The 25,456-nt window shown below is 61.3% G+C and carries 25 protein-coding genes; 14 read left to right on the forward strand and 11 right to left on the reverse strand.

The window, feature by feature from the left end; genetic code table 11:
• Positions 1-58 precede the first annotated feature (58 nt).
• Genes nei through ABLV64_RS17100 form a run of 6 tightly spaced genes read right to left on the reverse strand, consistent with a single transcriptional unit; the run spans position 59 to position 4,622 of the window.
• Positions 59-850: an endonuclease VIII gene (gene nei / locus ABLV64_RS17075; RefSeq protein ID WP_053810633.1), complete on the reverse strand. Its 792-nt coding sequence runs from the start codon at positions 848-850 to the stop codon at positions 59-61.
• A gap of 15 nt (positions 851-865) precedes the next feature.
• Positions 866-1,510, reverse strand: a complete 645-nt coding sequence (gene pcp / locus ABLV64_RS17080) for a pyroglutamyl-peptidase I (RefSeq protein ID WP_004885979.1) — start codon at positions 1,508-1,510, stop codon at positions 866-868.
• A 29-nt stretch (positions 1,511-1,539) separates the two neighbouring features.
• Entirely contained in the window at positions 1,540-2,292 is a 753-nt protein-coding gene (gene pxpA / locus ABLV64_RS17085; RefSeq protein ID WP_348843420.1) for a 5-oxoprolinase subunit PxpA, read from the reverse strand.
• A complete protein-coding gene (pxpC, locus tag ABLV64_RS17090; RefSeq protein WP_004885976.1) occupies positions 2,282-3,214 on the reverse strand; it encodes a 5-oxoprolinase subunit PxpC in 933 nt (310 codons plus the stop codon). The genes pxpA and pxpC overlap by 11 nt, the downstream gene beginning before the upstream one ends.
• Entirely contained in the window at positions 3,208-3,864 is a 657-nt protein-coding gene (pxpB, locus tag ABLV64_RS17095) for a 5-oxoprolinase subunit PxpB (RefSeq protein ID WP_017901415.1), read from the reverse strand. Before pxpB ends, pxpC begins: the two co-directional genes overlap by 7 nt.
• 14 nt (positions 3,865-3,878) lie before the next feature.
• On the reverse strand, positions 3,879-4,622 hold the full coding sequence (locus ABLV64_RS17100; RefSeq protein ID WP_004885970.1) for a type 2 GTP cyclohydrolase I: 744 nt from the start codon (positions 4,620-4,622) through the stop codon (positions 3,879-3,881).
• A gap of 267 nt (positions 4,623-4,889) precedes the next feature.
• On the opposite strand from ABLV64_RS17100, the gene ABLV64_RS17105 reads away from it, so the two are divergent.
• On the forward strand, positions 4,890-6,368 hold the full coding sequence (locus ABLV64_RS17105) for an MFS transporter (protein ID WP_106939320.1): 1,479 nt from the start codon (positions 4,890-4,892) through the stop codon (positions 6,366-6,368).
• On the opposite strand, the gene phrB is transcribed toward ABLV64_RS17105, so the two are convergent.
• Positions 6,340-7,782 carry a deoxyribodipyrimidine photo-lyase gene (gene phrB / locus ABLV64_RS17110; protein WP_348843419.1) on the reverse strand — a complete coding sequence of 481 codons (1,443 nt, stop codon included), beginning with the start codon at positions 7,780-7,782 and terminating at the stop codon, positions 6,340-6,342. The two genes, ABLV64_RS17105 and phrB, sit on opposite strands and share 29 nt — an antisense overlap.
• Positions 7,783-7,965: 183 nt before the next feature.
• Positions 7,966-8,175 (reverse strand): DUF2517 family protein, encoded by a 210-nt coding sequence (locus ABLV64_RS17115; protein WP_004142243.1) that lies wholly within the window; start codon positions 8,173-8,175, stop codon positions 7,966-7,968.
• A gap of 305 nt (positions 8,176-8,480) precedes the next feature.
• On the opposite strand from ABLV64_RS17115, the gene kdpF reads away from it, so the two are divergent.
• The 6 genes from kdpF to kdpE are packed head-to-tail and all read left to right on the forward strand — an operon-like array spanning position 8,481 to position 16,266.
• Positions 8,481-8,570: a K(+)-transporting ATPase subunit F gene (gene kdpF, locus ABLV64_RS17120; protein WP_020323459.1), complete on the forward strand. Its 90-nt coding sequence runs from the start codon at positions 8,481-8,483 to the stop codon at positions 8,568-8,570.
• Entirely contained in the window at positions 8,570-10,249 is a 1,680-nt protein-coding gene (gene kdpA, locus ABLV64_RS17125; RefSeq protein ID WP_004885967.1) for a potassium-transporting ATPase subunit KdpA, read from the forward strand. The genes kdpF and kdpA overlap by 1 nt, the downstream gene beginning before the upstream one ends.
• Positions 10,250-10,269: 20 nt before the next feature.
• Positions 10,270-12,318 (forward strand): potassium-transporting ATPase subunit KdpB, encoded by a 2,049-nt coding sequence (gene kdpB / locus ABLV64_RS17130; RefSeq protein ID WP_348843418.1) that lies wholly within the window; start codon positions 10,270-10,272, stop codon positions 12,316-12,318.
• Between the two features lie 10 nt (positions 12,319-12,328).
• Positions 12,329-12,904, forward strand: a complete 576-nt coding sequence (kdpC, locus tag ABLV64_RS17135) for a potassium-transporting ATPase subunit KdpC (RefSeq protein ID WP_004885963.1) — start codon at positions 12,329-12,331, stop codon at positions 12,902-12,904.
• A complete protein-coding gene (gene kdpD, locus ABLV64_RS17140; RefSeq protein WP_348843417.1) occupies positions 12,905-15,592 on the forward strand; it encodes a two-component system sensor histidine kinase KdpD in 2,688 nt (895 codons plus the stop codon).
• Positions 15,589-16,266: a two-component system response regulator KdpE gene (gene kdpE / locus ABLV64_RS17145; protein WP_002894776.1), complete on the forward strand. Its 678-nt coding sequence runs from the start codon at positions 15,589-15,591 to the stop codon at positions 16,264-16,266. The genes kdpD and kdpE overlap by 4 nt, the downstream gene beginning before the upstream one ends.
• Here kdpE and ABLV64_RS17150 read toward each other — a convergent pair.
• The 3 genes from ABLV64_RS17150 to seqA are packed head-to-tail and all read right to left on the reverse strand — an operon-like array spanning position 16,248 to position 18,961.
• Positions 16,248-16,685 (reverse strand): hypothetical protein, encoded by a 438-nt coding sequence (locus ABLV64_RS17150; protein ID WP_004885958.1) that lies wholly within the window; start codon positions 16,683-16,685, stop codon positions 16,248-16,250. The genes kdpE and ABLV64_RS17150 overlap by 19 nt on opposite strands.
• Before the next feature lie 54 nt (positions 16,686-16,739).
• Positions 16,740-18,380, reverse strand: coding sequence for a phosphoglucomutase (alpha-D-glucose-1,6-bisphosphate-dependent) (gene pgm / locus ABLV64_RS17155; RefSeq protein WP_002894773.1), 1,641 nt, complete (start codon positions 18,378-18,380; stop codon positions 16,740-16,742).
• Between the two features lie 32 nt (positions 18,381-18,412).
• Positions 18,413-18,961 (reverse strand): replication initiation negative regulator SeqA, encoded by a 549-nt coding sequence (gene seqA / locus ABLV64_RS17160; RefSeq protein WP_017901421.1) that lies wholly within the window; start codon positions 18,959-18,961, stop codon positions 18,413-18,415.
• 183 nt (positions 18,962-19,144) lie between these two features.
• Between seqA and ybfF the strand changes: the two genes are divergently transcribed.
• The 7 genes from ybfF to tcuB all read left to right on the forward strand — a co-directional run bounded on the left by ybfF (position 19,145) and on the right by tcuB (position 25,452).
• Positions 19,145-19,918, forward strand: a complete 774-nt coding sequence (gene ybfF / locus ABLV64_RS17165; protein WP_065696723.1) for an esterase — start codon at positions 19,145-19,147, stop codon at positions 19,916-19,918.
• A 133-nt stretch (positions 19,919-20,051) separates the two neighbouring features.
• A complete protein-coding gene (ybfE, locus tag ABLV64_RS17170) occupies positions 20,052-20,345 on the forward strand; it encodes a LexA regulated protein (RefSeq protein ID WP_004885954.1) in 294 nt (97 codons plus the stop codon).
• A gap of 151 nt (positions 20,346-20,496) precedes the next feature.
• Positions 20,497-21,027: a flavodoxin FldA gene (gene fldA / locus ABLV64_RS17175; protein WP_348843416.1), complete on the forward strand. Its 531-nt coding sequence runs from the start codon at positions 20,497-20,499 to the stop codon at positions 21,025-21,027.
• 291 nt (positions 21,028-21,318) lie between these two features.
• On the forward strand, positions 21,319-21,771 hold the full coding sequence (gene fur / locus ABLV64_RS17180; protein WP_004885952.1) for a ferric iron uptake transcriptional regulator: 453 nt from the start codon (positions 21,319-21,321) through the stop codon (positions 21,769-21,771).
• Positions 21,772-21,898: 127 nt separating this feature from the next.
• Entirely contained in the window at positions 21,899-22,825 is a 927-nt protein-coding gene (tcuR, locus tag ABLV64_RS17185) for a tricarballylate utilization LysR family transcriptional regulator TcuR (protein ID WP_004885949.1), read from the forward strand.
• A gap of 97 nt (positions 22,826-22,922) precedes the next feature.
• Positions 22,923-24,326 carry an FAD-dependent tricarballylate dehydrogenase TcuA gene (gene tcuA, locus ABLV64_RS17190; protein ID WP_049116015.1) on the forward strand — a complete coding sequence of 468 codons (1,404 nt, stop codon included), beginning with the start codon at positions 22,923-22,925 and terminating at the stop codon, positions 24,324-24,326.
• Positions 24,313-25,452 carry a tricarballylate utilization 4Fe-4S protein TcuB gene (gene tcuB / locus ABLV64_RS17195; RefSeq protein ID WP_004885947.1) on the forward strand — a complete coding sequence of 380 codons (1,140 nt, stop codon included), beginning with the start codon at positions 24,313-24,315 and terminating at the stop codon, positions 25,450-25,452. The genes tcuA and tcuB overlap by 14 nt, the downstream gene beginning before the upstream one ends.
• Positions 25,453-25,456 lie beyond the last annotated feature (4 nt).

The raw sequence follows: 25,456 nt of genomic DNA on the forward strand, positions 1-25,456 counted from the left end.
TGGCGCGTTTTTTATGCCTGACGATGAAGCCTGGCGCTGACACTGCCTGGCTGCCGGCTTAATGCTGGCAGTGCGGGCACCAGTAAAACGGCCGCGATGAGAGCATGGTCTTCTCAATCACGCCCCCGCAGCGCTCGCACTTTTCCCCATCGCGATGGAAGACCTTAAAGCGGAACAGCGCGCCGTGGTGCTTGTTGTTATCGGGCTGGCCGCGAGTGCGATAAGAAAGCCGCGGGATATCGAGTAGCGCGTGCGCCAGCGCATCCAGCTGTATTTCATTAAGCTCCGAGGCCTTATGCCCCCCGGTCAGCCCCACCTGCCAGAGGATTTCCACCCGCAGATAGTTACCCAGACCGGCAAGAAAAGCCTGATCCAGCAGCAGGCCGGAAAACTGACGATTGCGGAATTTGGCCGACAGCAGTCGCGCTTTCACCTGCTCCGCGGTTAACGTCATATCCAGCACGTCCGGACCGACGCGCAGCAAGAACGGATGGTTGGCCTCCTGCTCCGCCGTGAGCATCTCAATGTCCGACGCGCTGTAGAGCAAAATCGCCTTGCTGGCCGTCTGTAGCCTGACGCGCAGCACCCGGTTAGAGGCAGGCTGTTCGCCGGCCTCAACCACGCGCCAGACGCCGTACAGCTGATTATGGCTGTACAGGGTCAGGCCGCCGGAGAAGCGGGTCAGCAGGGCTTTGCCCCGGGTGTCGATATGGGTAACCCGCTGACCAATCAGTTCGGTTTGATAGGGTTGCAACCGGGGAAAAGCGAACCAGACGTCGGTTAAGGGTTCGTCTTTGATTGCTGCCTCCAGTGTATCCGCCGCGCGGCGGATCTCCGGACCTTCCGGCATACTTTCATCCTTTTGTTAGTGGGTGGCGCCGCCGCCCAGTTTACTATCCACCGGCTGGTGCAGGGCTACGGCTATGGCCGTCTCCAGCGCTTCCCGCACGGTGGCGGTCGCCATACTCGGCTCGCCGGGATGGGCCGCCGCCTGCGCCGGTAGCCATGGAATATGGATAAACCCGCCCCTCACCTCATTCTGTCCCTGCAGCTTGTGCAGCAGACCGTACATGACGTGATTGCAGACGAAGGTGCCGGCAGTTTGCGACACCGAGGCCGGGATCCCGCGATCGCGCAGCGCGCTGACGATCGCTTTGATCGGCAAGGTGCTGAACCACGCGGCCGGCCCGCCGTCGACGATCGGCGTGTCGATGGGTTGCTGGCCTTTGTTATCAGGGATACGCGCATCATCGACGTTAATCGCCACACGTTCGACGCTGATATCGACCCGGCCGCCGGCCTGTCCCACCGCGATAACCAGCTTCGGCTGCAGGTCTTCAATCGCCGCGTCCAGCGCCGACAGCGCCTCGCCAAACACGCAGGGAAGCTGCCTGGCGATCACCGGCTGACCAGCAATCATTGTGCCGTCAAGCTGCTGCACCACTTCCCAGGAAGGGTTCACCGTCTCGCCGTCAAAGGGTTCAAAACCGGTGAGTAATACGCCCGCCATCGTCTTCTCCTTCGCGGTCCTTCAGATTGTCATATCTCAGCCTCTGGCTGAGCGCTGACCATAATATGGCGCCCGGCGAACGCCGCCCGCAAACGGCGGGCAAATTCGAGGGCATGCGGACCATCGCCATGCAGACATACCGTCTGCGCCACCACGTTCGCCCATTCGCCGCTGACGCTACGCACCCGGTGGTGTTGCACCATTTCGAGGGTTTGCGCCAGGGCCTGCTCTTCGCTGTCAATCAGCGCGCCGGGCTGGGTGCGCGGCACCAGGCTGCCGTCGGCCAGATAACCGCGATCGGCAAACACCTCCTGACGCGTCGTCAAGCCATAGCGTTGCCCGGCGCGGATCAGTTCGCTGCCCGCCAGACCCACCAGCACCAGCTGCGGGTTAACATCGCGGACCGCGCGGGCGATCGCGTCGGCCAGCGGCGGCGATTTGGCCGCCTGGTTGTAGAGCATGCCGTGCGGCTTTACGTGCTGCAACTCGCCGCCCTGAGCCTGAACGATCGCCGCCAGAGCGCCAATCTGATACAGCGTCTGGGCATAGACCGTTTCCGGCGGCAGATCCATCGCCGTGCGGCCAAAATTTTCCCGGTCGGGATATCCCGGATGGGCGCCCACCGCGACGCCGTACTTCAGCGCCTCGCGCACGCTATGCACCATCAGCCCGGCGTCGCCGGCGTGAAAACCACAGGCGATATTCGCCGACGACACCAGCTGGAGCAGCGCGCTATCGTTCGCCCCGCCTTCCCCGAGATCGGCATTGAGATCAATCATCATCGTGGAGTCTCCACGCCAGTTGTTCAAGATAACGCTGACGATCGGCCCGCGCCTTCAGCGCCTCCTCCAGCGAGCAGGCCACGAAATGGATCGGCTGCCCCAGTGGGATCTGCGCCAGCTGGTACATATCGGCATCGATGATGCAGGCGATCCGCGGATAGCCGCCGGTGGTTTGCGCGTCGTTCATCAGCACAATGGGCTGGCCGTTGTGCGGCACCTGCACCACGCCCGGCAGCAGGCCGTGCGACAGCATTTCGCGATCGGTGGTGCGTTTCAGCGGCTGCCCCTGCAGGCGGTACCCCATGCGGTTACTCTGCGGACTGAGCTTCCAGGGGGCGCGCCAGAATGACGCCTGCGAGGCCGCGTCAAATTCGTGGTACTCCGGCCCGGGCAGCGCACGAATGCGGTTGCCCAGCGGCAGCTGCTTGACGCCGCGCGGGGTGGTGAAGCGGCGGGCGGCTTTCCCAAGCTTCAGCTTGTCGCCGTCCTGCAGGCGGCGTCCTTCCAGACCGCCAATCCCCGCCTTGAGATCCGTGCAGCGCGAGCCAAGGACCTCGGGAACCGCAATCCCGCCCGCCACCGCCAGATAGCTGCGAATGCCATGCTGCGGCGTTTTCAGCACCAGGCGCTGCCCGGGCCGGTAGGCGGTGCGCCAGCCCACCCAGACCGCTTTACCGTCCAGCGTCGCTTCGCAGGCGGCGCCGGTCAGCGCAAACCAGCCGCTGCGGGCAAATTCGATCTCCACCTGGCCGAGGGTAATCTCCAGCCCGGCGGCATTCGCCTCGTTGCCAACCAGCAGATTGGCAATCACCAGCGAGGGATAATCCAGAGCGCCGCAGCGGCTGATGCCAGACTGGCGCAGGCCTTCTCGTCCACCGTCCTGTACCGAGGTGTACAGGCCGGCGCGGATCAGAGTCAACATACCCCCTCCTTTTGCGGCACAAAGCGAATTTTATCGCCCACGCGCAGCAGCGCAGGCTCCTTCCGCGACGGGTCGAACAGCGTTAGCGAGGTCCGCCCCAGCAGCTGCCAGCCGCCGGGCGTCGCCAGCGGATAGATCCCGGTTTGCGCGCCGCCGATACCCACCGACCCGGCCGGGACGTGCACGCGCGGTTCGGCGCGACGCGGCGTCGCCAGCGCAGCTGGCAACCCGCCCAGGTAGGGAAATCCCGGCTGAAAACCAATAAACCAGACCAGATACTCCACCGAGGCGTGCAGCTCCACGACCTGCTTTTCACTGAGGCCGCTGTGCTGCGCCACCACCCCGAGATCCGGTCCGGCCTCGCCGCCGTAGACGACCGGAATGGTCAGCGAGCGCGACTCCGGCTCGATCGCGAGGCTCTCCTCCCACCAGCGCTGCAGACGGTCTATCGCCTCCCACGCCACCTCCTGCGGGCGGCGGAGCACCACAGTGATATTGTTCATGCCGGGAATGGCGTCAATCACTTCCTCATGGTTCGCCAGACGCTGGGCTAAGCCCCAGATCCGCTGCTGGCTCTCAAGGGTGACCGGCGGCTCCAGCTCCAGCACGACGGCCGTTTCTCCTAACAGATAACAACGCGCTCGCTGCACTTTTCTCTCTCCCGTCAGGCAGGGTTGGGAATATCAATAAAGGTGACGTCCAGGTCAGTGGTTTCCGTCAGCCATTCGCTGAGGGCGCGAATACCGCCCCGCTCGGTGGCGTGGTGGCCGGCGGCATAAAAATGCAGGCCCTGCTCGCGGGCGGAATGGATGGTTTGTTCCGACACCTCGCCGGTGATAAACGCGTCCACGCCAAAGCGCGCCGCGGCGTCGATAAAGCTCTGGCCGCCGCCGGTACACCAGGCGACGCGGCTGACGGTGTCCGGCCCGGTATCGCCGCACCACAGCGGCTTACGCCCCAGCCGCGCTTCAATCCATGAGGCCAGTTCAAGGCCGGAAACCGGCATCGACAGTTCGCCCCAGGGCACCAGCGGTTCGATTTCCCCCAGCACGTTAATCCCCAACAGATGCGCCAGTTGCGCGTTATTGCCCAGCTCGGGATGGGCATCCAGCGGCAGGTGCCAGCCGTAGAGATTGATATCATTGGCCAGCAGGGTTTTCAGGCGCCGGCGCTTCATACCGCGGATCACTGGCGATTCGTTTTTCCAGAAATAGCCGTGATGGACAATCACCGCATCCGCCTGAAGACGAACGGCCTCATCCAGCAGCGCCTGGCTGGCCGTCACTCCGGTGACGATCTTGTGCACCGTGTCGCGCCCTTCCACCTGCAGACCGTTAGGGGCGAAGTCACTGATGGCTGCACTATTGAGCTTGTCGTTTATCAGTTGTTCCAGTTCGCTATTTTTCATCGCCACTCCAGCAGATAATCAGGGTATACAAAGGCATAACATAACCAGATCTATTCGGGTCGTCGATAGTCCGCCTCCGACACTGACGATGACTTTTTACCGAATAGCGCAATTTGTCTATTCACCCCGCCGCGCATTCGTGTATATTTATGCACTAATAAAGCATATTAAATAATCAGAAAGCCCCTCAAGCCATGAATATGACTAATTAAACGCTATTCATGCAGAACGATCGACTTTCGCTTTAGGCCAGGAAACACACTTCTCATGAAGACAACATCATCGCAACCGCGGGCGATTTACTACGTCGTGGCGCTGCAAATCTGGGAATATTTTAGCTTCTACGGCATGCGCGCCCTGCTGATCCTCTATCTCACCAATCAGCTCAAATATGACGATAACCACGCTTACGCCCTGTTCAGCGCCTACTGTTCGCTGGTCTATGTGACGCCGATCCTCGGCGGCTATCTGGCCGATAAGCTGTTAGGCAACCGGATGGCGGTCATGCTCGGCGCGCTGCTGATGGCCATTGGCCATCTGGTGCTCGGGGCCAGCGAAACCGCCCCGGCCTTCCTCTACCTGTCGCTGGCGATCATCGTCTGCGGCTACGGGTTGTTTAAATCCAACGTCAGCTGTCTGCTGGGCGAACTGTACGAACCCGCCGATCCGCGTCGCGATGGCGGCTTCTCGCTGATGTATGCCGCGGGCAATATCGGCTCGATCATCGCGCCCATCGCCTGCGGCTACGTTCAGGAGGAGTATAGCTGGGCGATGGGCTTTGCCCTGGCGGCCATCGGCATGGTGGCGGGACTGGTGATCTTCCTCTGCGGCAACCGTCATTTCCAGCATACCGCCGGTGTGAACCGCCAGGCGCTGTGCACCCGCCGCTTCCTGCTGCCGAACTGGGGCTGGCTGCTGGTGCTGCTGGTCATCGCGCCGCTGCTGATTGCCGTGCTGTTCTGGCAGGAGTGGTCGGTGTATGCCCTGATCGTGGCCACGGCCATTGGCCTCGCGGTGCTGGCGCGGATCTACCTACGTGCCGAGACCGATAAACAGCGCAAGGATCTGCGCCTGATCGTCGTCCTGACCGCCTTCAGCCTGCTGTTCTGGGCCTTCGCCCAACAGGGCGGCAGCTCCATCAGCCTGTATATTGACCGCTTCGTTAACCGCCATATCATGAGCTACGAAGTCCCTACCGCTATGTTCCAGTCGATCAACGCCTTTGCGGTGATGCTCTGCGGCATGGTGCTGGCGTGGCTGGTGAAAGAGAGCGTCGGCGGTAACCGCACCGTGCGCATCTGGGGGAAATTTGCCCTCGGTCTGGGCCTGATGAGCGCCGGGTTCTGCATTTTGACCCTCAGCGCCCGCTGGTCGGCGGCCTATGGCCAGTCGTCCATGCCGCTGATGGTGCTGGGGCTGGCGGTGATGGGTTTTGCCGAACTGTTTATCGACCCGGTCGCGATGTCGCAAATCACCCGCATTGAGATCCCGGGGGTGACCGGGGTGCTGACCGGCATCTATATGCTGCTCTCCGGGGCCATCGCCAACTATCTGGCCGGCGTTATCGCCGACCAGACCTCGCAGGCGTCATTCGACGTCGCCGGGGCGGTGAACTATTCCATTGACGCCTACATCAACGTCTTCAGCCAGATCACCTGGGGCGCGCTGGCCTGCGTCGGCGTAGTGCTGGTTATCTGGCTGTATCACTCGCTGAAGGTCAGGACCCGCCGTCTGGCGGTGGAATAATCCCCTTTCTGGCGGCCTCCCAGGCCGCCAGCGTCTCCTGCCGCGCCTGCTTGTGATCGACTATCGGGCGCGGATAATCCAGCGTCACCCCCTGTTTATCCGCCCACACCCACGGCTGATGCAGCGCCTTCTCCGGCACCTTTGCCAGCTCCGGCAGCCAGCGACGTATAAACACCCCCTGCTTATCAAACTTCTCGCCCTGGGTGGTGGGATTAAATATGCGGAAATAGGGCGCGGCGTCGGTGCCCGTCGAAGCCGCCCATTGCCAGCCGCCGTTGTTCGCCGCCAGGTCGCCGTCAATCAGCTGGCTCATGAAATAGCGCTCCCCTGCCCGCCAGTCGAGGCGCAGATCTTTGGTCAGGAAACTGGCGACAATCATGCGCAACCGGTTATGCATCCAGCCGGTGGCGTTAAGCTGGCGCATGGCGGCATCGACAATCGGAAAGCCGGTCTCCCCGCGCTGCCAGGCCTGCAGGGCGCCATCCTCTTCGCGCCAGGCGACCTTATCGGTCCAGACGACAAACGGCCGACCTTTACAGAGTTTCGGATAGTAGACCATCAGATGGCGGTAAAACTCGCGCCAGATCAGCTCATTAAGCCAGGTGGCGCCTGCCCCGCCATCCAGTGCGGCGGGGTGTTCCGTCAGCAGCCGATGCAGGCACTGGCGCGGCGACAGCACCCCGATGGCCAGGCAGGACGACAGGCGACTGGTCCCTTCCACGGCCGGGAAGTCGCGCTGCCCCTCATAATCCGCCGCCGGTTGCTGACAAAACGCGCGCAGCCGCGCCAGCGCCGTTTTTTCATCCGCGGCAAACAGCAGCCCATCGAACGGCGTTTGCGGATAGTTAAGCTCCGGCACCGGCGGCGCCAGGCGAGCGGGCGCCTGGCGCGGCTTTGGCGCGGCCACGCACGCCGGCAATCCTTCCCGCAGCCGGCGAATAAACGCGTTCTTAAACGGGGTGAAGACTTTATACATTTCGCCGCCGCCGGTCAGTACGCTGCCGGGCGGCAACAGGACGCTGTCGTCAAATCCCTGGCAAATCACTTCGCTCAAGGAGCTCTCAACGGCGGCATCGCGCTGGCGTTCATTGAATTCGTACTGATAGTTGTAGAACAGGTGACTGACCTGGTGCTGCTGGCAGAAATGGGCCAGCCGCTCGACGCTGGCGCTAAAATCGTCCGCCTCTTCTACCCACAGCGGTATGCCCCGCTCCGCCAGCGCGGCGTGCAGACTGCGCAAATGGCTGGCGATAAAAGCGGCCTGCCGCGGGGCCAGGTGATGTTCGCGCCACTGCCCCGGGGTGGCAATATACAGCGCCAGCACCTGCGCCTGCGGATCGCGGCAGGCGGCGGCCAGCGCCAGGTTATCGTGAATGCGTAAATCCGTGCGTAACCAGACCAGATGGGTGGCCATATCACTCCTCACTCTCCGTCAGCAAAACTCATCTTATGATCTAAGCCGGCAAAAATAGCGCGCCCAGGCAAAATAAGCACCTGCCAATTCCGCTGCGGCGCCTGAAAACGAGTGTAGACAAGCGACGAAAAAAAACCGCCGGGGGCAACCGGCGGTTAGTGGTTTTCCTCGCAGCAGGGCGAATTAGTAGAAGTCGTGCGCGGCTTTTTCCGCCTGCGCCATCCACACCGGCTGCTCGCTGGTTTTCGACCATACACGGTGCAGCCAGCTGTAATAGCGGGCGCGATCCTTCCAGAACAGCATCACCGGCAGCGCCGCGACGCCAGCCACGACGGCGAAAGCACGACGCAGCAAAATAATATGAGCAGGATAAGCTTTGTACAACGCCATCATTTCTCTCCCCTTTGTCAGGCCGGCAAGCAGCGCCGGAAAATTAATCATGTTTGTCTGAGCAAAATAATACCGCTCTGGTTGTAATTTTACTACTCATCCGACCACTAAAAAGCACGTATTTATACTTAATTTACATTCTCCACGTAAATTAGTTACAAAAAAGTTAAATTAATACTAACCATTAGTTAATTTGTGCCTTTGTCATTTTTATACTTTTTTTACACCGCGCCCGCGGATTTTTGCGAAATCTTTGCGCCGTAATTTCTATTCTCCTGGTAAATCAAAAACACACCCGGAGGTGGATTGTGACTGCAGGCGTACTCACTGGCGTTGGGCTGGTGTTCCTGTTACTGGCTTATCTGGTTTATGCCTTGATACATGCGGAGGCATTCTGATGGCTGCCCAGGGATTTTTATTATTAGCCAGCTATCTGCTGGTATTGCTGGTGCTGGCGCGCCCGCTGGGGATGTGTCTGGCAAGAATGGTGAATGACATCCCGCTTCCCGGCCTGGCCGGGATCGAGCGCGTCCTGTGGCGCGTGGCCGGGATCCGCGCCGAAGAGATGGGCTGGCTGCAGTATTTGCTGGCGCTCCTGCTGTTCAACGCCCTCGGCGGCCTGGCGCTGTTTGCCCTGCTGATGCTGCAGGGCGTGCTGCCGTTTAACCCGCAGCACCTGCCGGGGCTGACGTGGGATCTGGCGCTCAACACCGCGGTCAGCTTTGTCAGCAATACGAACTGGCAGGCCTACGCCGGCGAAAGCACCATGAGCTATCTCAGCCAGATGGTGGGGCTGACGGTGCAGAATTTCCTCTCCGCCGCTACCGGCATCGCCGTGGTCTTCGCCCTGACCCGCGCCTTCGCCCGGCAGAAAATGTCCACCCTCGGCAATGCCTGGGTCGACCTGACGCGCATTACCCTGTGGCTGCTGCTGCCGCTCTCTCTGCTGGTGGCCCTGTTCTTTATTCAGCAGGGCGTGCCGCAGAACCTGCAGGCCTACCAGCCCTTTACCACCCTCGAAGGGGCGCACCAGCTGCTGCCGATGGGGCCCGTCGCCTCACAGGAAGCGATTAAGCTGCTGGGCACCAACGGCGGCGGTTTCTTTAACGCCAACTCCGCCCATCCGTTTGAAAACCCGACGGCGCTGACCAATCTCGTGCAGATGCTGGCCATCTTCCTGATCCCGGCGGCGCTGTGCTTCGCCTTCGGCGAGGTGGTGAGCGATCGCCGCCAGGGGCGCGCCATCCTGTGGGCGATGACGCTGATCTTTATCCTCTGCGTCGCCGTGGTGATGTGGGCGGAAACCCGCGGCAACCCGCACCTGATGACGCTGGGCGCCGACAGCAGCCTGAATATGGAAGGTAAAGAGAGCCGCTTCGGTATTCTCGCCAGCAGTCTGTTCGCGGTGATCACCACCGCAGCCTCCTGCGGCGCGGTCAACGCCATGCATGACTCCTTCACCGCGCTGGGCGGGATGGTGCCGATGTGGCTGATGCAGATTGGCGAAGTGGTGTTCGGCGGCGTCGGCTCGGGTCTCTATGGCATGCTGCTGTTCGTTATGCTGGCGGTGTTTATCGCCGGCCTGATGGTCGGCCGCACCCCGGAGTACCTCGGAAAGAAAATCGATGTCCGGGAAATGAAAATGATCGCCCTGGCCATTCTGGTCACCCCGACGCTGGTGCTGCTCGGCACGGCGCTGGCGATGATGACCGAGGCCGGCCGCGCCGGGATGTTCAACCCCGGACCGCACGGCTTTAGCGAAGTGCTGTACGCCGTCACTTCGGCGGCCAATAACAACGGCAGCGCCTTCGCCGGCCTGGGCGCGGCGACGCCATTCTGGAACCTGCTGCTGGCGTTCTGCATGCTGGCTGGACGCTTCGCCGTCATCATTCCGGTGATGGCTATCGCCGGCTCGCTGGTGGCGAAGAAAATTCAACCGGCCAGCCCCGGCACCCTGGCCACCCACGACGCCCTGTTTATCGGTCTGCTGATCGGCACCGTGCTGCTGGTTGGCGCCCTGACCTTTATTCCTGCGCTGGCGCTTGGCCCGCTGGCCGAACACTTTTCCTTACTTTGAGCGATGCGGAGCACCCTGTTATGAGTCGCAAACAATTAGCCCTGCTGGAGCCGACGCTGGTGCGCCAGGCGCTGCTGGATGCCGTGAAAAAACTCAGCCCGATGGTGCAGTGGCGCAATCCGGTGATGTTTATCGTCTGGGTGGGCAGCCTGTTAACCACTCTGCTGGCCATCGCCATGGCTGGCGGCGCCCTGACCGGCAGCGCCACTTTTACCGCCGCCATCAGTATCTGGCTATGGTTTACCGTGCTGTTCGCCAACTTTGCCGAAGCGATGGCGGAAGGCCGCAGCAAAGCCCAGGCCAATAGCCTGAAAGGGGTGAAAAAAACGGCCTTCGCCCGTAAGCTGCGCGCCCCACAGCATGACGCGACGGTCGACCACGTGCCGGCGGAAGACCTGCGCAAAGGCGACGTGGTGCTGGTGGAAGCCGGGGATATTATCCCCTGCGATGGTGAAGTCATCGAAGGCGGCGCCTCGGTGGATGAAAGCGCCATTACCGGCGAGTCTGCTCCGGTGATCCGCGAATCCGGCGGTGATTTCGCCTCGGTGACCGGCGGGACGCGCATCCTCTCCGACTGGCTGGTGATCCGTTGCAGCGTTAACCCGGGAGAAACATTCCTCGACCGGATGATCGCCATGGTGGAAGGCGCCCAGCGCCGTAAAACGCCGAACGAAATCGCCCTGACGATCCTGCTGATCGCCCTAACGCTGGTGTTCCTGCTGGCCACCGCCACCATCTGGCCATTCTCGGCGTGGAGCGGCAATGCGGTCAGCGTCACCGTACTGGTGGCGCTGCTGGTGTGCCTGATCCCGACCACCATCGGCGGTCTGCTGTCGGCCATCGGCGTCGCCGGGATGAGCCGTATGCTGGGCGCCAACGTGATCGCCACCAGCGGCCGCGCGGTGGAAGCGGCAGGCGACGTTGATGTGCTGTTGCTGGATAAAACCGGGACCATTACGCTCGGCAACCGCCAGGCCTCCGCTTTCCTGCCGGCGCGCGGTGTGGAAGAGCGAACCCTCGCCGATGCCGCCCAGCTCTCCTCGCTGGCGGACGAAACCCCTGAGGGACGCAGCATCGTGGTGCTGGCGAAACAGCGCTTTAACCTGCGCGAACGCGATCTGCAGTCGCTGCACGCCACCTTTGTCCCCTTTACCGCGCAAACGCGGATGAGCGGCATCAATATCGATCAGCGCATGATCCGCAAAGGGTCGGTGGACGCCATTCGCCGCCACGTAGAGGCCAACGGTGGCCACTTCCCTGCCGATGTCGAGAAGCAGGTGGAAGAGGTCGCCCGCCAGGGGGCCACGCCGCTGGTGGTCGCCGAAGGGGAAAAGGTGCTGGGGATTATTTCACTCAAAGATATCGTCAAAGGCGGCATCAATGAACGTTTCGCCCAGCTGCGCAAAATGGGCATTAAAACGGTGATGATCACCGGCGATAACCGCCTGACCGCTGCGGCGATCGCCGCCGAGGCCGGCGTCGACGATTTCCTCGCCGAAGCGACGCCGGAAGCCAAGCTGGCGCTGATCCGCCAGTATCAGTCTGAAGGTCGGCTGGTGGCGATGACCGGCGACGGCACCAACGATGCGCCCGCGCTGGCGCAGGCCGACGTGGCGGTGGCCATGAACTCAGGCACCCAGGCGGCGAAAGAGGCGGGCAACATGGTCGATCTGGATTCCAACCCCACCAAGCTGATTGAGGTGGTCCATATCGGCAAACAGATGCTGATGACGCGCGGCTCGCTGACCACCTTCAGTATTGCCAACGACGTGGCGAAATATTTCGCCATTATTCCGGCGGCGTTTGCCGCGGTCTATCCCCAGCTGGCCATGCTGAACGTGATGGGCCTGCATTCGCCATCGTCGGCGATCCTCAGCGCCGTTATCTTCAACGCGCTGATCATCGTCTTCCTGATCCCGCTGGCCCTGAAAGGGGTGAGCTATCGCCCGCTCTCCGCCTCGGCGATGCTGCGCCGCAATCTGTGGATCTACGGCCTCGGCGGTCTGCTGGTGCCTTTTATCGGTATTAAAGCCATCGACCTGCTGCTGACCCTGAGCGGTCTGGTGTGAGGAACAAACTATGTCATTGATTCGTCCAGCACTTGTGCTATTTATTCTGTTAACCCTGCTCACCGGCGGCGTTTATCCTCTGCTGACCACCAGCCTGGGGCAGTGGTGGTTTAACTCACAGGCCAACGGCTCGCTGATCCGCATGAACGGCGAGGTGCGCGGCTCGGCGCTGATTGGCCAGAACTTTACCGCCGCAGGCTATTTCCAGGGTCGCCCGTCAGCCACCGCGGAGACAGCGGATAACCCGATGGCCTCTGGCGGCAGCAACCTCGCCGCCAGCAACCCGGCGCTGGATAAGGCGGTGAGCGAGCGGGTGCAGGCCCTGCGCGCCGCAAACCCGGATGCCGACCCGCGTGTGCCGGTCGAACTGGTCACCACCTCGGCGAGCGGTCTCGATAACAACCTGACCCCGGCCGCCGCGCTGTGGCAGGCGCCGCGGGTGGCCAAAGCGCGCCAGCTGAGCGTCGACCAGGTGACTGCGCTGGTTAACCAGGCCACACAAAAGCCGCTGCTGAGCTTCCTTGGCCAGCCGGTGGTCAATATACTGCAACTCAATATGGCGCTGGATGCCCTGAAGGATAAGTAAATGAGTGACGAGCCGCTGCGTCCGGACCCTGACCGCCTGCTGCAGCACACCGCCGCCCCGCATCGCGGCAAACTAAAAGTGTTCTTCGGCGCCTGCGCCGGGGTGGGGAAAACCTGGGCGATGCTGGCGGAAGCGCAGCGGCTCCGGGCGCAGGGGTTGGATATTCTGATTGGCGTGGCGGAGACCCACGGCCGGAAAGAGACCGCCGCGATGCTGCAGGGCCTGAGCACCCTGCCGCCGCGGCGGCTCGCCCACCGCGGGCGCTACGTGTATGAGTTCGATCTCGACGCCGCCCTCGCCCGCCGTCCGGCGCTGATTCTGGTGGATGAGCTGGCGCACAGTAATGCCCCCGGCTCCCGCCATCCAAAGCGCTGGCAGGATGTGGACGAACTGCTGGAGGCCGGGATTGACGTCTTCACCACCGTTAACGTCCAGCATCTGGAAAGTCTGAATGACGTCGTCAGCGGGATCACCGGCGTGCAGGTGCGAGAGACCGTCCCCGATCCCTTCTTTGACGCCGCGGACGACGTGGTGCTGGTGGATCTGCCCCCTGACGATCTGCGCCAGCGGCTCAATGAGGGCAAAGTCTATATCGGTGGCCAGGCCGAGCGCGCTATCGAGAACTTTTTCCGCAAAGGGAACCTGATTGCGCTGCGTGAACTGGCCCTGCGCCGCACCGCCGATCGCGTCGATGAGCAGATGCGCGCCTGGCGCGACCGCCAGGGCCAGGAGAAAGTCTGGCACACCCGCGACGCGATCCTGCTCTGTATCGGGCACAACACCGGCAGCGAAAAGCTGGTGCGTACCGCCGCACGGCTCGCCGCCCGTCTGGGCAGCGTCTGGCATGCGGTGTATGTCGAGACCCCTTCCCTGCACCAGCTACCGGAAGCCCGGCGACGGGCCATCCTCGCCGCGCTGCGTCTGGCCCAGGAGCTGGGCGCCGAAACCGCCACCCTCTCCGACCCGTCAGAAGAGAAAGCGGTTCTCCATTACGCCCGCGAACACAACCTTGGGAAAATTGTCATTGGCCGCCAGAGCAAGCGCCGCTGGCGGGATCGTAGCGGTTTTGCCGACCGTCTGGCTCGCCACGCGCCGGACCTCGATCTGGTGGTCATCGCCCTGGATGAAAAGCCCTTCCCCCTTCAGGCGCGCGCCAGCGACAGCCGTCCGGCGCTGGAGAAATGGCGGCTACAGCTGCAGGGCTGCGCGGTGGCGGTGGCGCTATGCGCCATCATTACCCTGGTGGCCATGCAGTGGCTGATGGCCTTCGAAGCCGCCAACCTGGTGATGCTCTATCTGTTAGGAGTGGTGATCATCGCCCTGCTCTACGGCCGCTGGCCGTCGGTCCTGGCGACGGTGATCAACGTTATCAGCTTCGATCTCTTTTTTGTCGCCCCGCGCGGCACGCTGGCGGTGTCCGATGTCCAGTATCTGCTCACCTTCGGCGTGATGCTCACCGTGGGCCTGCTTATCGGTAACCTCACCGCCGGCGTGCGCTACCAGGCGCGGGTGGCGCGCTACCGCGAGCGGCGTACCCGCCATCTGTATGAGATGTCCAAAGCGCTGGCGGTGGGTCGTAGCCAGCAGGATATCGCCACCACCAGCGAGCGGTTTATCGCCTCCACCTTTCAGGCCCGCAGCCAGCTGCTGCTCCCGGACGCCCAGGGGAAACTGCTGCCCTTAACCCACCAGCCCGGGCTGACGCCGTGGGATGATGCCATCGCCCGCTGGAGCTTTGATAAGGGTCAACCCGCCGGCGCCGGCACCGATACCCTGCCCGGCGTGCCGTATCAGATCCTGCCCCTGAAGAGCGCCGCCCGCACCTGGGGCCTGCTGGTGGTGGAGCCGGCGAATCTGCGCCAGCTGATGATCCCGGAGCAGCAGCGGCTGCTGGAGACCTTCACCCTGTTGGTGGCCAGCGCCCTGGAGCGTCTCACCCTGACCGCCAGCGAAGAGCAGGCCCGACTAACCAGCGAGCGCGAAAGCCTGCGTAACTCGCTGCTTGCCGCCCTCTCGCACGATCTGCGTACCCCGCTGACCGTGCTGTTTGGCCAGGCGGAAATCCTGACCCTCGATCTGGCCAGCGAGGGCTCGAAGCATGCCCCGCAGGCCAACGAAATCCGCCAGCATGTGCTCAACACCACCCGGCTGGTGAACAACCTGCTGGATATGGCGCGGATCCAGTCCGGCGGTTTTAATCTGCACAAGGAGTGGCTGACGCTGGAGGAGGTGGTCGGCAGCGCGCTGCGCATGCTCGAACCGAGCCTCGGCGGCCAGCACGTTCAACTGGATTTACCCGATCCGCTGCAGCTGGTGCATGTTGACGGGCCGCTGTTCGAGCGGGTGCTGATTAATCTGCTGGAGAATGCCCATAAGTATGCCGGCGCCCGGGCGGACATCGGTATTCGCGCCGAAGCGGACGCCCGGCAGCTGTCGCTGGAAGTATGGGATAATGGTCCAGGGATCCCGGCGGGCCAGGAACAGGCTATCTTTGATAAATTCGCCCGCGGCAACAAAGAATCGGCGATCCCCGGCGTCGGGCTGGGCCTTGCCATCTGTCAGGCCATCGTCGACGTCCACGGCGGGACCATCTCCGCCAGCAACCGGCCAGAGGGCGGCGCCTCATTCCGTGTTACACTGCCGGGAGAAACGCCCCCTGAACTGGAAGAGCTATCTGAGGAATTGTGATTAACGTTCTGATTATCGAAGACGAACACGCTATCCGTCGCTTTCTGCGCACCGCGCTGGAAGCCGACGGCATGCGCGTATTTGAAGCGGAAACCCTGCAGCGCGGGCTGATCGAAGCCGCCACCCGTAAGCCCGACCTCGCGATCCTCGATCTCGGCCTGCCGGATGGTGACGGCATTGATTTTATTCGCGACCTGCGCCAGTGGAGCCAGATGCCGATTATCGTCCTGTCAGCGCGTAGCGAAGAGCATGACAAAATTGCCGCCCTGGATGCCGGCGCCGATGACTACTTAAGTAAACCCTTTGGCATCGGCGAGCTGCAGGCCCGCCTGCGCGTCGCGCTGCGTCGCCACGGCGCGGCGCAGGCCGACGAGCCGGTGGTGCGCTTCGCCGACCTGGAGGTCAATATCCCCGCCCGCCGCATCCTGCGCGGCAGCGAAGAGATCCACCTGACGCCCATCGAGTTTCGCCTGCTGGCGGCGCTATTGAATAATCCCGGCAAAGTGCTTACCCAGCGCCAGCTGCTGAATCAAGTGTGGGGCCCTAACGCCGTGGAGCACAGCCATTATCTGCGGATCTATATGGGTCACCTGCGGCAAAAGCTGGAGGCCGATCCGGCGCGCCCTCAGCATCTGCTGACCGAAACCGGGATTGGCTATCGCTTTATGCCCTGAGCCCCGCCTCTGCAGTACCAGAGGCTGGTGATTTTCAGCCCTTCAGAGAGCAGCAGGAAGCCTGCCAGGATCGCTAAATGCCTGACGCCGGCGGCCTGAATCAGCCACAGACCCAAAGAAAGCGAAGGCTGCATAAACACCAGCCTGAGCGGCGCCTGCCCCCAGGCCAGCCACAGCCCATAGCGGCTCTGACGGAAAAAGAGGATCATCGACAACGGGATGCTGATAATCAGCAGCACATTTAGCGGATAGAGCCAGACCGCCGCAGAGCCCCAGGTGTGCAGCAGCTGGAGATAAGCCAGCAGGTCGTCGTAAAAAGGGAGTCGGCGGTGGGCAATATTCCACCATAAGAATTGCAGGACGAAAAAGAGATCCATCCACGCCCAGAACAAAAACAGGGACTTCCGTTGTATTTTCATCGCTATCCTTGCGAAAAAAATCAGGCCCGCAAGGGGCCTGATGATCGTGCGCCGTTAAGCGTTCTTCAGCACTTCACTGACAATCTCTACCGCTTCTTTTTCAATCAGCTTGCGATGTTCTTCGCCGAGGAAGCTTTCGCAGTAGATCTTGTAGGCGTCTTCGGTGCCTGACGGGCGTGCCGCAAACCAGCCGTTGTCGGTCATCACTTTCAGGCCGCCAATCGCCGCCCCGTTGCCCGGCGCCGCGGTCAGACGAGCGGTGATTGGATCCCCCGCCAGGGTGTCAGCACTGACCATTTCCGGCGACAGCTTAGACAGCGCCGCTTTCTGCGCGGAGGTCGCGGAAGCCTGCAGACGGTTGTAGCTCGGCGCGCCGAAGCGTTCCGCCAGCTCGTTATAGTGCTCCTGCGGGTTTTTCCCGGTCACTGCGGTGATTTCCGCCGCCAGCAGGCACATGATGATGCCGTCTTTATCGGTGGACCACGGCGTGCCGTCGAAGCGCAGGAAGGAGGCCCCGGCGCTCTCTTCGCCGCCGAAGCCGAAGCTGCCGTCGAACAGGCCGTCAACGAACCACTTAAAGCCCACCGGCACTTCCACCAGCTTGCGGCCCAGATCGTTCACCACGCGGTCAATCATCGCCGAGGAGACCAGGGTTTTACCGACCGCTACCTCTTTACCCCACTGCGGACGATGCTGGAACAGGTAGTTAATCGCCACCGCCAGGTAGTGGTTCGGATTCATCAGCCCGGCAGGGGTGACAATCCCGTGACGGTCGTAATCCGGGTCATTGGCAAATGCCAGATCGAACTTATCGCGCAGCGCCAGCAGGCCCGCCATCGCACATTCCGAGGAGCAGTCCATGCGGATGGCGCCGTCTTTATCGAGGTGCATAAAGCGGAAGGTCTGGTCCACCTGGTCGTTCACAATGGTCAGATTGAGCTTGTAGTGCTCGCCAATGCGCTTCCAGTATTCGATACCGGACCCGCCCAGCGGATCGACGCCCAGCGTCAGGCCCGCTTTCTGGATCGCCGCCATGTCGACGATGTCCGCCAGGCCTTCAATGAACGGCTGCACCAGATCCTGCTCTTTGACGTGGCCGGAAGCCAGCGCCGCGTCCAGAGAAATGCGTTTCACACCCTGCAGGCCAGCGGCCAGCAGTTCGTTGGCACGGTTTTCCACCACTTTGGTGACGTTGGTATCAGCCGGACCGCCGTTTGGCGGGTTGTACTTGATACCGCCATCTTCCGGCGGGTTGTGTGACGGGGTGATCACAATGCCGTCCGCCAGCGGACCGCCTTTTTTGTTATGCACCAGAATCGCGTTGGAGACCGCCGGCGTCGGGGTGAAGCCGTTGTTTTCCTGAACGATAACGTCAACGCCGTTGGCGGTTAACACTTCCAGCACCGAAATAAACGCCGGCTCGGACAGGGCGTGGGTATCTTTACCGACATAGCACGGACCGGTGATCCCGTTCTTCGCACGATCTTCCGCAATAGCCTGGGCGATGGCCAGGATATGCGGTTCGTTGAAGTTGTGACGCGCCGCGCTGCCGCGATGGCCGGAGGTGCCGAATTTGACCGCATGCTCCGCATTACCGACTTCAGGCTTCAGCACGTAGTACTGAGCAGTCAGTTGGGCGACGTTAATCAAATCACTCTGTTGCGCAGGCTGCCCCGCACGTTTATCGATTGCCATTGCCTGATCCTTCTGGTGCAAATGTTAAAAAGCTAGATCGTGCCGCAAACCTTTTCAATCAGCTCCGCAGGGAACTGCATCGACTGCATGATGTGCTCAATCATGCTGCATTTACGGCCGGTATTGGTATTGGTGATCACCCACCACGGTGTACCAGGAACCTGTTTCGGTTTGGTCTGATTACCGCTTTTCAGCAGCGTACGCGCATCTTCCGCGAAGTAAACGCGCGTGCGGCCGTGCAGAGACTCAGTGGCCTCGGCAAATGCTTTACTGTCCAGGGAATAGAGGGTGGTCAACACCAGCATAAAACGGTTCACCGCGCGCTTCTGCTCGGCGTATTCATCAGATAACAGCATCTCGCGCATGGCGCGGACTTTATCTTTCACCGGGTTAGCGGGTTTCACCTCAGCGGCAGGCGTGGGCGCCAGCGTCGGCGCGGCTTTGCTGACCGGTGTAGCCGGTTGGGAAACGGCGGAAAATTTCAGCATACGCCGTAAAATGTCGGATGCGCTCTCGCCGATATGCAGAGTGTGGCTGGCAATATAGCGGTAGAGTTCATCATCAACTTCAATTGTTTTCATCTTAATCCAGTGCGATATCTTTTCTGAATACAAATCGTTGGGATTATAAGTACAAATCCCAACCGCGGATAGCGTCAAACCAGGATGGCGGTAAAACTCAGAAAACTTCTGGGTCTTGCAGCCGGATGGCAGAATGTCCAACATAATACCCTAACCCGACGGAGCGAAAAAAAGAACTTTGCCATGAAATTAAATAGCCGAGCGCAATCTGCACAGAATCCGCACAACCACTCCCCGATCGTGCTGGTCCATGGTCTGTTTGGCAGCCTGGACAACCTGGGCATCCTCGCCCGCGACCTGATCGCCGACCACGATATTCTGCAGGTCGATATGCGCAACCACGGTTTGTCGCCGCGGTCGCCAGAGATGACCTACCCCGCGATGGCGCAGGATCTGCTCGACACGCTCGATGCACATCAGATTGAACGGGCCACCTTTATCGGCCATTCGATGGGCGGCAAAGCGGTGATGGCGTTGACCGCCCTGGCCCCGGAGCGCATCAGCGGTCTGGTGGCTATTGATATCGCGCCGGTGGATTATCACGTTCGCCGCCATGATGAGATCTTCGCCGCTATCCGCGCCGTCAGCGAATCCGCCGCCAGCACTCGCCAGCAGGCGGCACAGGTGATGCGCGAGCATCTGCAGGAAGAGGGCGTGATTCAGTTCCTGTTGAAATCTTTCGTCGACGGCGACTGGCGCTTCAACGTCCCGGTGCTGTGGGACCAGTATCCGCATATCGTCGGCTGGGAAACCATCCCGGCCTGGCCGCACCCAACGCAGTTTATTCCCGGCGGCAACTCCCCCTATGTGACCGACGCCTACCGCGACCCACTGCTGGCCCAGTTCCCGCAGGCTCGGGCCCACGTCATCGCCGGCGCCGGACATTGGGTCCATGCCGAGAAACCCGAGGCGGTGTTGCGCGCGATCCGCCGCTATCTGACGAGCATAGCCGCCTGATTGGCTAAAATATGCCCGACCGCGCCGCAGAATGCCCGCGGTCGTTGGCGCAGCCGTTCGCCTGATGTATGATGGCGCGCTATCTGCGCCGGCTAGAGCCCGGCAGCTTGTTTCCCCGAAGTCACTCAGAATCATGGCAAAAGAACAAACGGACCGTACGACATTAGATTTGTTCGCAAACGAGCGTCGCCCGGGAAGACCGAAAACCAATCCGCTGTCGCGCGATGAACAACTGCGCATCAACAAACGTAATCAGCTGAAACGCGATAAAGTGCGCGGGCTGAAGCGCGTGGAGCTAAAGCTCAACGCCGACGCGGTCGATGCGCTTAACGAACTGGCGGAAGCGCGTAATATGAGCCGCAGCGATCTCATTGAAGAGATGCTGATGACGCAATTAACCGCCCTGCGCAGCCAGGGAAAACTCTAACTTTCCGCGAAAAATCCGCATTCATGTAGCAGAGTGTGCAGTCGGGCGTGATTGCTGTTTCCGCGCCCTTGCCTGTTCTGCTATGATTGCCGTTATCTGTGGGCATCGCGTCCCTACCACATCATTTAAGTTTCAAGAGGTTATTTTACTCATGGCAATCATCGGCATCTTTTTTGGCAGCGACACCGGCAACACCGAAAATATTGCAAAAATGATTCAAAAGCAGCTTGGTAAAGATGTTGCTGATGTTCACGACATTGCCAAAAGCAGCAAAGAAGATCTGGAAGCCCACGACATCCTGCTGCTCGGCATCCCGACCTGGTACTACGGTGAAGCGCAGTGTGACTGGGACGACTTCTTCCCGACGCTGGAAGAGATCGACTTTAACGGCAAACTGGTGGCGCTGTTCGGCTGCGGCGACCAGGAAGACTACGCAGAGTACTTCTGCGATGCGCTGGGCACCATCCGCGACATCATTGAGCCACGCGGCGCGACCATCGTTGGCCACTGGCCGACTGCCGGCTATCACTTCGAGGCCTCTAAAGGCCTGGCGGATGACGACCACTTCGTCGGCCTCGCCATTGATGAAGACCGCCAGCCGGAGCTGACCAACGAGCGCGTTGAGAAGTGGGTGAGGCAGGTGGCCGAAGAGCTGCACCTCGAAGAAATCAAAAACGCCTGATGATTAAGCGGCGCAATCATTGAGTTGCGTCGCATTAATAGACAAAAGCAATCAAACTAATAGCTACAAGTTTTTAACTTTTAATCACATATCTGTACAATGTCCTCTGATTCTACGAGGCACGTGACGCAGTTTGTAGCTGGTGCCTCGTTTTTGACAGCAAACCAGGCCCGATACTTGCAGTTTTCATTTACCAGTGGCAGTTCTATAATGAGACGCATTACGTCGGGTTAATTTCTGTATGACTTCCGTTGAAGGAAGTAGATCGTTTAGCAACAGGACAGATTCCGCATGACTGACAACAATACCGCATTAAAGAAGGCTGGCCTGAAAGTCACACTTCCTCGACTGAAAATCCTTGAAGTGCTGCAGGAACCGGATAACCATCATGTCAGTGCGGAAGACTTATATAAACGCCTGATCGACATGGGCGAAGAGATTGGTCTGGCGACCGTTTACCGCGTCCTCAACCAGTTTGATGACGCCGGTATCGTGACTCGTCATAATTTTGAAGGCGGTAAATCCGTTTTCGAACTGACTCAGCAGCATCACCACGATCACCTGATCTGCCTCGACTGCGGCAAAGTGATCGAATTCAGTGATGACTCTATCGAAGCGCGCCAGCGTGAAATCGCTTCCCGTCACGGCATCCGCCTGACCAACCACAGTCTGTATCTGTACGGCCACTGTGCGGAAGGTGATTGCCGCGAGGACGAACACGCCCACGACGCGGTGGAAAAGTAATTCCCCGCTTCGCCTGCTCTGAAAAGCCAACCTGCCGGTTGGCTTTTTTATGGGCGCTTCTGCCGCGCTTCCCGCTCACGTCCCGGCGGCGCCCCTCGCGAGTCCCCGCTTTGTCCGGAGAGTTGATATGGAACTTCGCCAGCTACGCTATTTTACGCGCATTGTTGAAACCGGCAGCATGGGCCGCGCCGCGCTCGATCTGAATATCGGCGTCTCGGCGCTCAGCCAGCAGATCGCGCGTCTGGAAAATGAGCTGGCCATTCGCCTCCTGCAGCGGACCTCCCGCGGCGTGACGCCCACCAGCGCGGGCCTCGCTTTCTACTCACAGGCGCAGCTGGCGCTGCGTCATGCCGATGATGCCATCCTCGCCGCCCGCGAGGCGCGGCTGTCGGGCCACGTCAGCGTCGGCATGGCCCCCAGTACCGCCTCCGTTCTTGGCGTTCCGTTCATCAACGCGATGCGCGAGAGCTACCCCGACGTCCGCCTGCACCTGGTGGAAAGCCTCTCCGGGAATCTGGAGCGGATGATCAACACCCGCCAGCTGGATTTAGCCATCGTCTTCCAGCAGGAGAAGATCCTGCGCTGGAGCGCCAGACCGGTGCTCGAAGAGCGCCTGTTCCTGATTGGCACCCATGCGCTGTTGGCCTCGCTGCCGGATGACCCTGTTTCCCCTGACCAGCTCACCACCCTGCCGCTGATTATGCCAAGCCAGGGCCACGGCCTGCGCGGCAGGCTGGAGGCGGTTTGCCAGCAGCACAACCTCAGCGTTGAGGTGGTGGCGGACATTGACGGTCTGGCCCTGCTGATGCAGGCCGTGCGCAGCGGGCTGGGCGCCACCCTGCAGCCCGGGGCCGCCATTTCCCATCTCGACCATCAGGCGCTGAGGGTGATCGGCATCGCTAATCCGGTCCTCAGCCGCCCCAACTTTCTGGTCAGCCTGTCGGATGATGAGCTCACCCCGGCAGGCCTTGCGGCAAGGGTAATACTGAGCAAAGTCATGCGCCAGCTGGTGGAGTCCGATCGCTGGCCAGGTGCTACCCTTTACGTTAACTAAACCCCTCTTTAGCGCTACGCCATAGCGCCCTGCCGCCGTTACCGCCTACATTCCCATTACAAATTTAACAATTAATTAAATTACAAGGGAACCGATGATGGTGGATGTACTGGTCATTGGCGGCGGCAATGCCGCGCTATGCGCCGCCTTAACCGCCCGGGAAGCCGGCGCCTCGGTGCTGCTGCTGGAGGCGGCGCCGCGGGAGTGGCGAGGCGGCAACTCGCAGCACACGCGTAACCTGCGCTGTATGCACGATGCGCCACAGGACGTGCTGGTCGACAGCTACCCGGAAGAGGAGTACTGGCAGGATCTGCTGCGCGTCACCGAAGGGAACACCAACGAAGCGCTGGCCCGGCTGGTGATCCGCACCTCATCCCAGTGCCGGGACTGGATGCGCCAGCACGGGGTTAACTTTCAGCCGCCGCTCTCCGGCGCCCTGCACGTGGCCCGCACCAACGCCTTTTTTATGGGCGGCGGCAAAGCGCTGGTCAATGCCTATTACCGCAGCGCAGAGCAGATGGGGGTGCAGATCCGCTACAACACGCCGGTGCAGGCCCTGGAGCTGCGCAACGGTGAATTTGTCGCCGCGCTGGCGGGCGAGGAACGGATTGTCGCGAAAAGCTGCGTTCTCGCCGCCGGCGGATTTGAATCCAACCGCGAGTGGCTGCGCGAGGCCTGGGGGCAAAATGACCGCGGCGAATGGCCCGCCGATAACTTTCTCATCCGCGGCACGCGCTTCAACCAGGGGGTGCTGCTCAAGTTTATGATCGACGCTGGGGCCGATATCATCGGCGATCCTTCTCAGTCCCACTGCGTCGCCATTGACGCCCGGGCGCCGCTCTATGACGGCGGGATCTGCACCCGCGTCGACTGCGTTTCGCTGGGGGTGGTGGTCAACCGCGATGCCGTGCGCTTTTATGATGAAGGGGAAGATTTCTGGCCTAAACGCTACGCCATCTGGGGCCGACTGGTCGCCCACCAGCCCGGCCAGATCGGCTACTCGATCATCGACAGCAAAGCCATCGGCCACTTTATGCCCCCGGTCTTTCCCGGCGCTCAGGCCAATACCATCGCGGAACTGGCCCGCCAGCTGGGGCTTGACGGCGAACGTTTAGCGCAAACCATCGCCGACTATAATGCCGCCTGCGCGCCGGGCCAGTTCGATCACACCCGCCTGGATAACTGCGCGACCTCTGGCCTCACGCCGGCGAAAACTCACTGGGCGCGCCCCATCGATACGCCGCCTTACTACGGCTACGCCCTGCGTCCGGGGATCACCTTCACCTACCTCGGGCTATACGTCGACGACACCGCCGCCGTCCATTTCGCCGGTCAACCCAGCCGTAATCTCTTCGTCGCCGGGGAAATGATGGCTGGCAACGTGCTGGGCAAGGGCTACACCGCCGGCGTTGGGATGTCGATCGGCACCACCTTCGGCCGTATCGCCGGCCAGCAAGCCGCCCGGGCGGCACAGCAGGAGAAACGCCATGAAGTCGCTTGAAAAGCTGATCATTGACGCGCAGATCATCACCGAACCGGAAGCGGAAGTCGAACGGGTGATGCAGGTGTGTAACGCCTGCCGCTACTGCGAAGGGTTTTGCGCCGTGTTCCCGGCGATGACCCAGCGCCTGGCCTTTGGCAAGGCGGATATCAACTATCTGGCTAACCTGTGCCATAACTGCGGCGCTTGCCTGCACGCCTGCCAGTACGCGCCACCGCACGAGTTCGCCATTAACGTGCCGAAGGCGATGGCCGAAGTCCGGCTCGAGACCTATCAACACTACGCCCAGCCCGCCGCCTTTGGCAGCCTGTACCGCCGGGCCGGCATGACCACCGTGCTGGCGCTGGTTGGCGGCCTGATTATCTTTCTGCTGCTGGCGATGGGGCTCAAAGGCTCGCTGCTTCATCCGCCGCTGGCGGGCGACTTCTACCAGATATTCCCCCATAACCTGCTGGCGTGGATGTTTGGCTCGGTCTTTGTGCTGGCGATTGGCTTACTGATGACCGGGGTGATCCGCTTCTGGCGCGAGATCTCCCCTGGCCAGCCGCAACCGATTGATATCGCGAAGGCATCCCATGACGCGCTGACGCTGAAATATCTCGACGGCGGGCACGGGAAAGGCTGCAACGAAGCCGATGACGCCTTCACCCTGCTGCGCCGCCGATTCCACCACTGCACCTTCTACGGTTTTATGCTCTGCTTCGCCGCCACCGTGGTGGCCACGGGCTATCACTATATCGCCGGCCGGGAAGCCCCCTACCCGTTCTTCAGCCTGCCGGTGCTGCTCGGCACCCTCGGCGGCATCGGCCTGCTGGTCGGCCCGGCGGGCCTGCTGTGGCTGAACCTGCGCCGCTCGCCGCTGCACGGCGACGCGCGGCAGAAGCCGATGGATCGCGGATTTATTCTGCTGCTGCTGCTGACCAGCTTCACTGGCCTGGCGCTGCTGGCGGGGCGGGATACCTCGTGGATGGGCATCCTGCTCGCCATCCACCTCGGGGTGGTGATGGCCCTGTTCTTAACCCTGCCGTATGGAAAATTTGCCCACGGATTTTATCGCTGTGCGGCGTTACTCAAGTGGGCGATTGAGAAACGCCGCGGAAAACAGGTGGGCGTCGCCGGCGACTGACCTA

Source organism: Klebsiella sp. JB_Kp031 (assembly GCF_040064295.1).
GTDB classification, from domain to species: domain Bacteria; phylum Pseudomonadota; class Gammaproteobacteria; order Enterobacterales; family Enterobacteriaceae; genus Klebsiella; species Klebsiella quasipneumoniae.

Coding starts and splice junctions, on each gene's coding strand:
- nei (WP_053810633.1), bottom strand. CDS start 850: ATGCCGGAAGGTCCGGAGATCCGCCGCGCGGCGGATACACTGGAGGCA.
- pcp (WP_004885979.1), bottom strand. CDS start 1,510: ATGGCGGGCGTATTACTCACCGGTTTTGAACCCTTTGACGGCGAGACG.
- pxpA (WP_348843420.1), bottom strand. CDS start 2,292: ATGATGATTGATCTCAATGCCGATCTCGGGGAAGGCGGGGCGAACGAT.
- pxpC (WP_004885976.1), bottom strand. CDS start 3,214: ATGTTGACTCTGATCCGCGCCGGCCTGTACACCTCGGTACAGGACGGT.
- ABLV64_RS17100 (WP_004885970.1), bottom strand. CDS start 4,622: ATGAAAAATAGCGAACTGGAACAACTGATAAACGACAAGCTCAATAGT.
- ABLV64_RS17105 (WP_106939320.1), top strand. CDS start 4,890: ATGAAGACAACATCATCGCAACCGCGGGCGATTTACTACGTCGTGGCG.
- phrB (WP_348843419.1), bottom strand. CDS start 7,782: ATGGCCACCCATCTGGTCTGGTTACGCACGGATTTACGCATTCACGAT.
- ABLV64_RS17115 (WP_004142243.1), bottom strand. CDS start 8,175: ATGATGGCGTTGTACAAAGCTTATCCTGCTCATATTATTTTGCTGCGT.
- kdpA (WP_004885967.1), top strand. CDS start 8,570: ATGGCTGCCCAGGGATTTTTATTATTAGCCAGCTATCTGCTGGTATTG.
- kdpB (WP_348843418.1), top strand. CDS start 10,270: ATGAGTCGCAAACAATTAGCCCTGCTGGAGCCGACGCTGGTGCGCCAG.
- kdpC (WP_004885963.1), top strand. CDS start 12,329: ATGTCATTGATTCGTCCAGCACTTGTGCTATTTATTCTGTTAACCCTG.
- kdpD (WP_348843417.1), top strand. CDS start 12,905: ATGAGTGACGAGCCGCTGCGTCCGGACCCTGACCGCCTGCTGCAGCAC.
- ABLV64_RS17150 (WP_004885958.1), bottom strand. CDS start 16,685: ATGAAAATACAACGGAAGTCCCTGTTTTTGTTCTGGGCGTGGATGGAT.
- pgm (WP_002894773.1), bottom strand. CDS start 18,380: ATGGCAATCGATAAACGTGCGGGGCAGCCTGCGCAACAGAGTGATTTG.
- seqA (WP_017901421.1), bottom strand. CDS start 18,961: ATGAAAACAATTGAAGTTGATGATGAACTCTACCGCTATATTGCCAGC.
- ybfF (WP_065696723.1), top strand. CDS start 19,145: ATGAAATTAAATAGCCGAGCGCAATCTGCACAGAATCCGCACAACCAC.
- ybfE (WP_004885954.1), top strand. CDS start 20,052: ATGGCAAAAGAACAAACGGACCGTACGACATTAGATTTGTTCGCAAAC.
- fldA (WP_348843416.1), top strand. CDS start 20,497: ATGGCAATCATCGGCATCTTTTTTGGCAGCGACACCGGCAACACCGAA.
- fur (WP_004885952.1), top strand. CDS start 21,319: ATGACTGACAACAATACCGCATTAAAGAAGGCTGGCCTGAAAGTCACA.
- tcuR (WP_004885949.1), top strand. CDS start 21,899: ATGGAACTTCGCCAGCTACGCTATTTTACGCGCATTGTTGAAACCGGC.
- tcuA (WP_049116015.1), top strand. CDS start 22,923: ATGGTGGATGTACTGGTCATTGGCGGCGGCAATGCCGCGCTATGCGCC.
- tcuB (WP_004885947.1), top strand. CDS start 24,313: ATGAAGTCGCTTGAAAAGCTGATCATTGACGCGCAGATCATCACCGAA.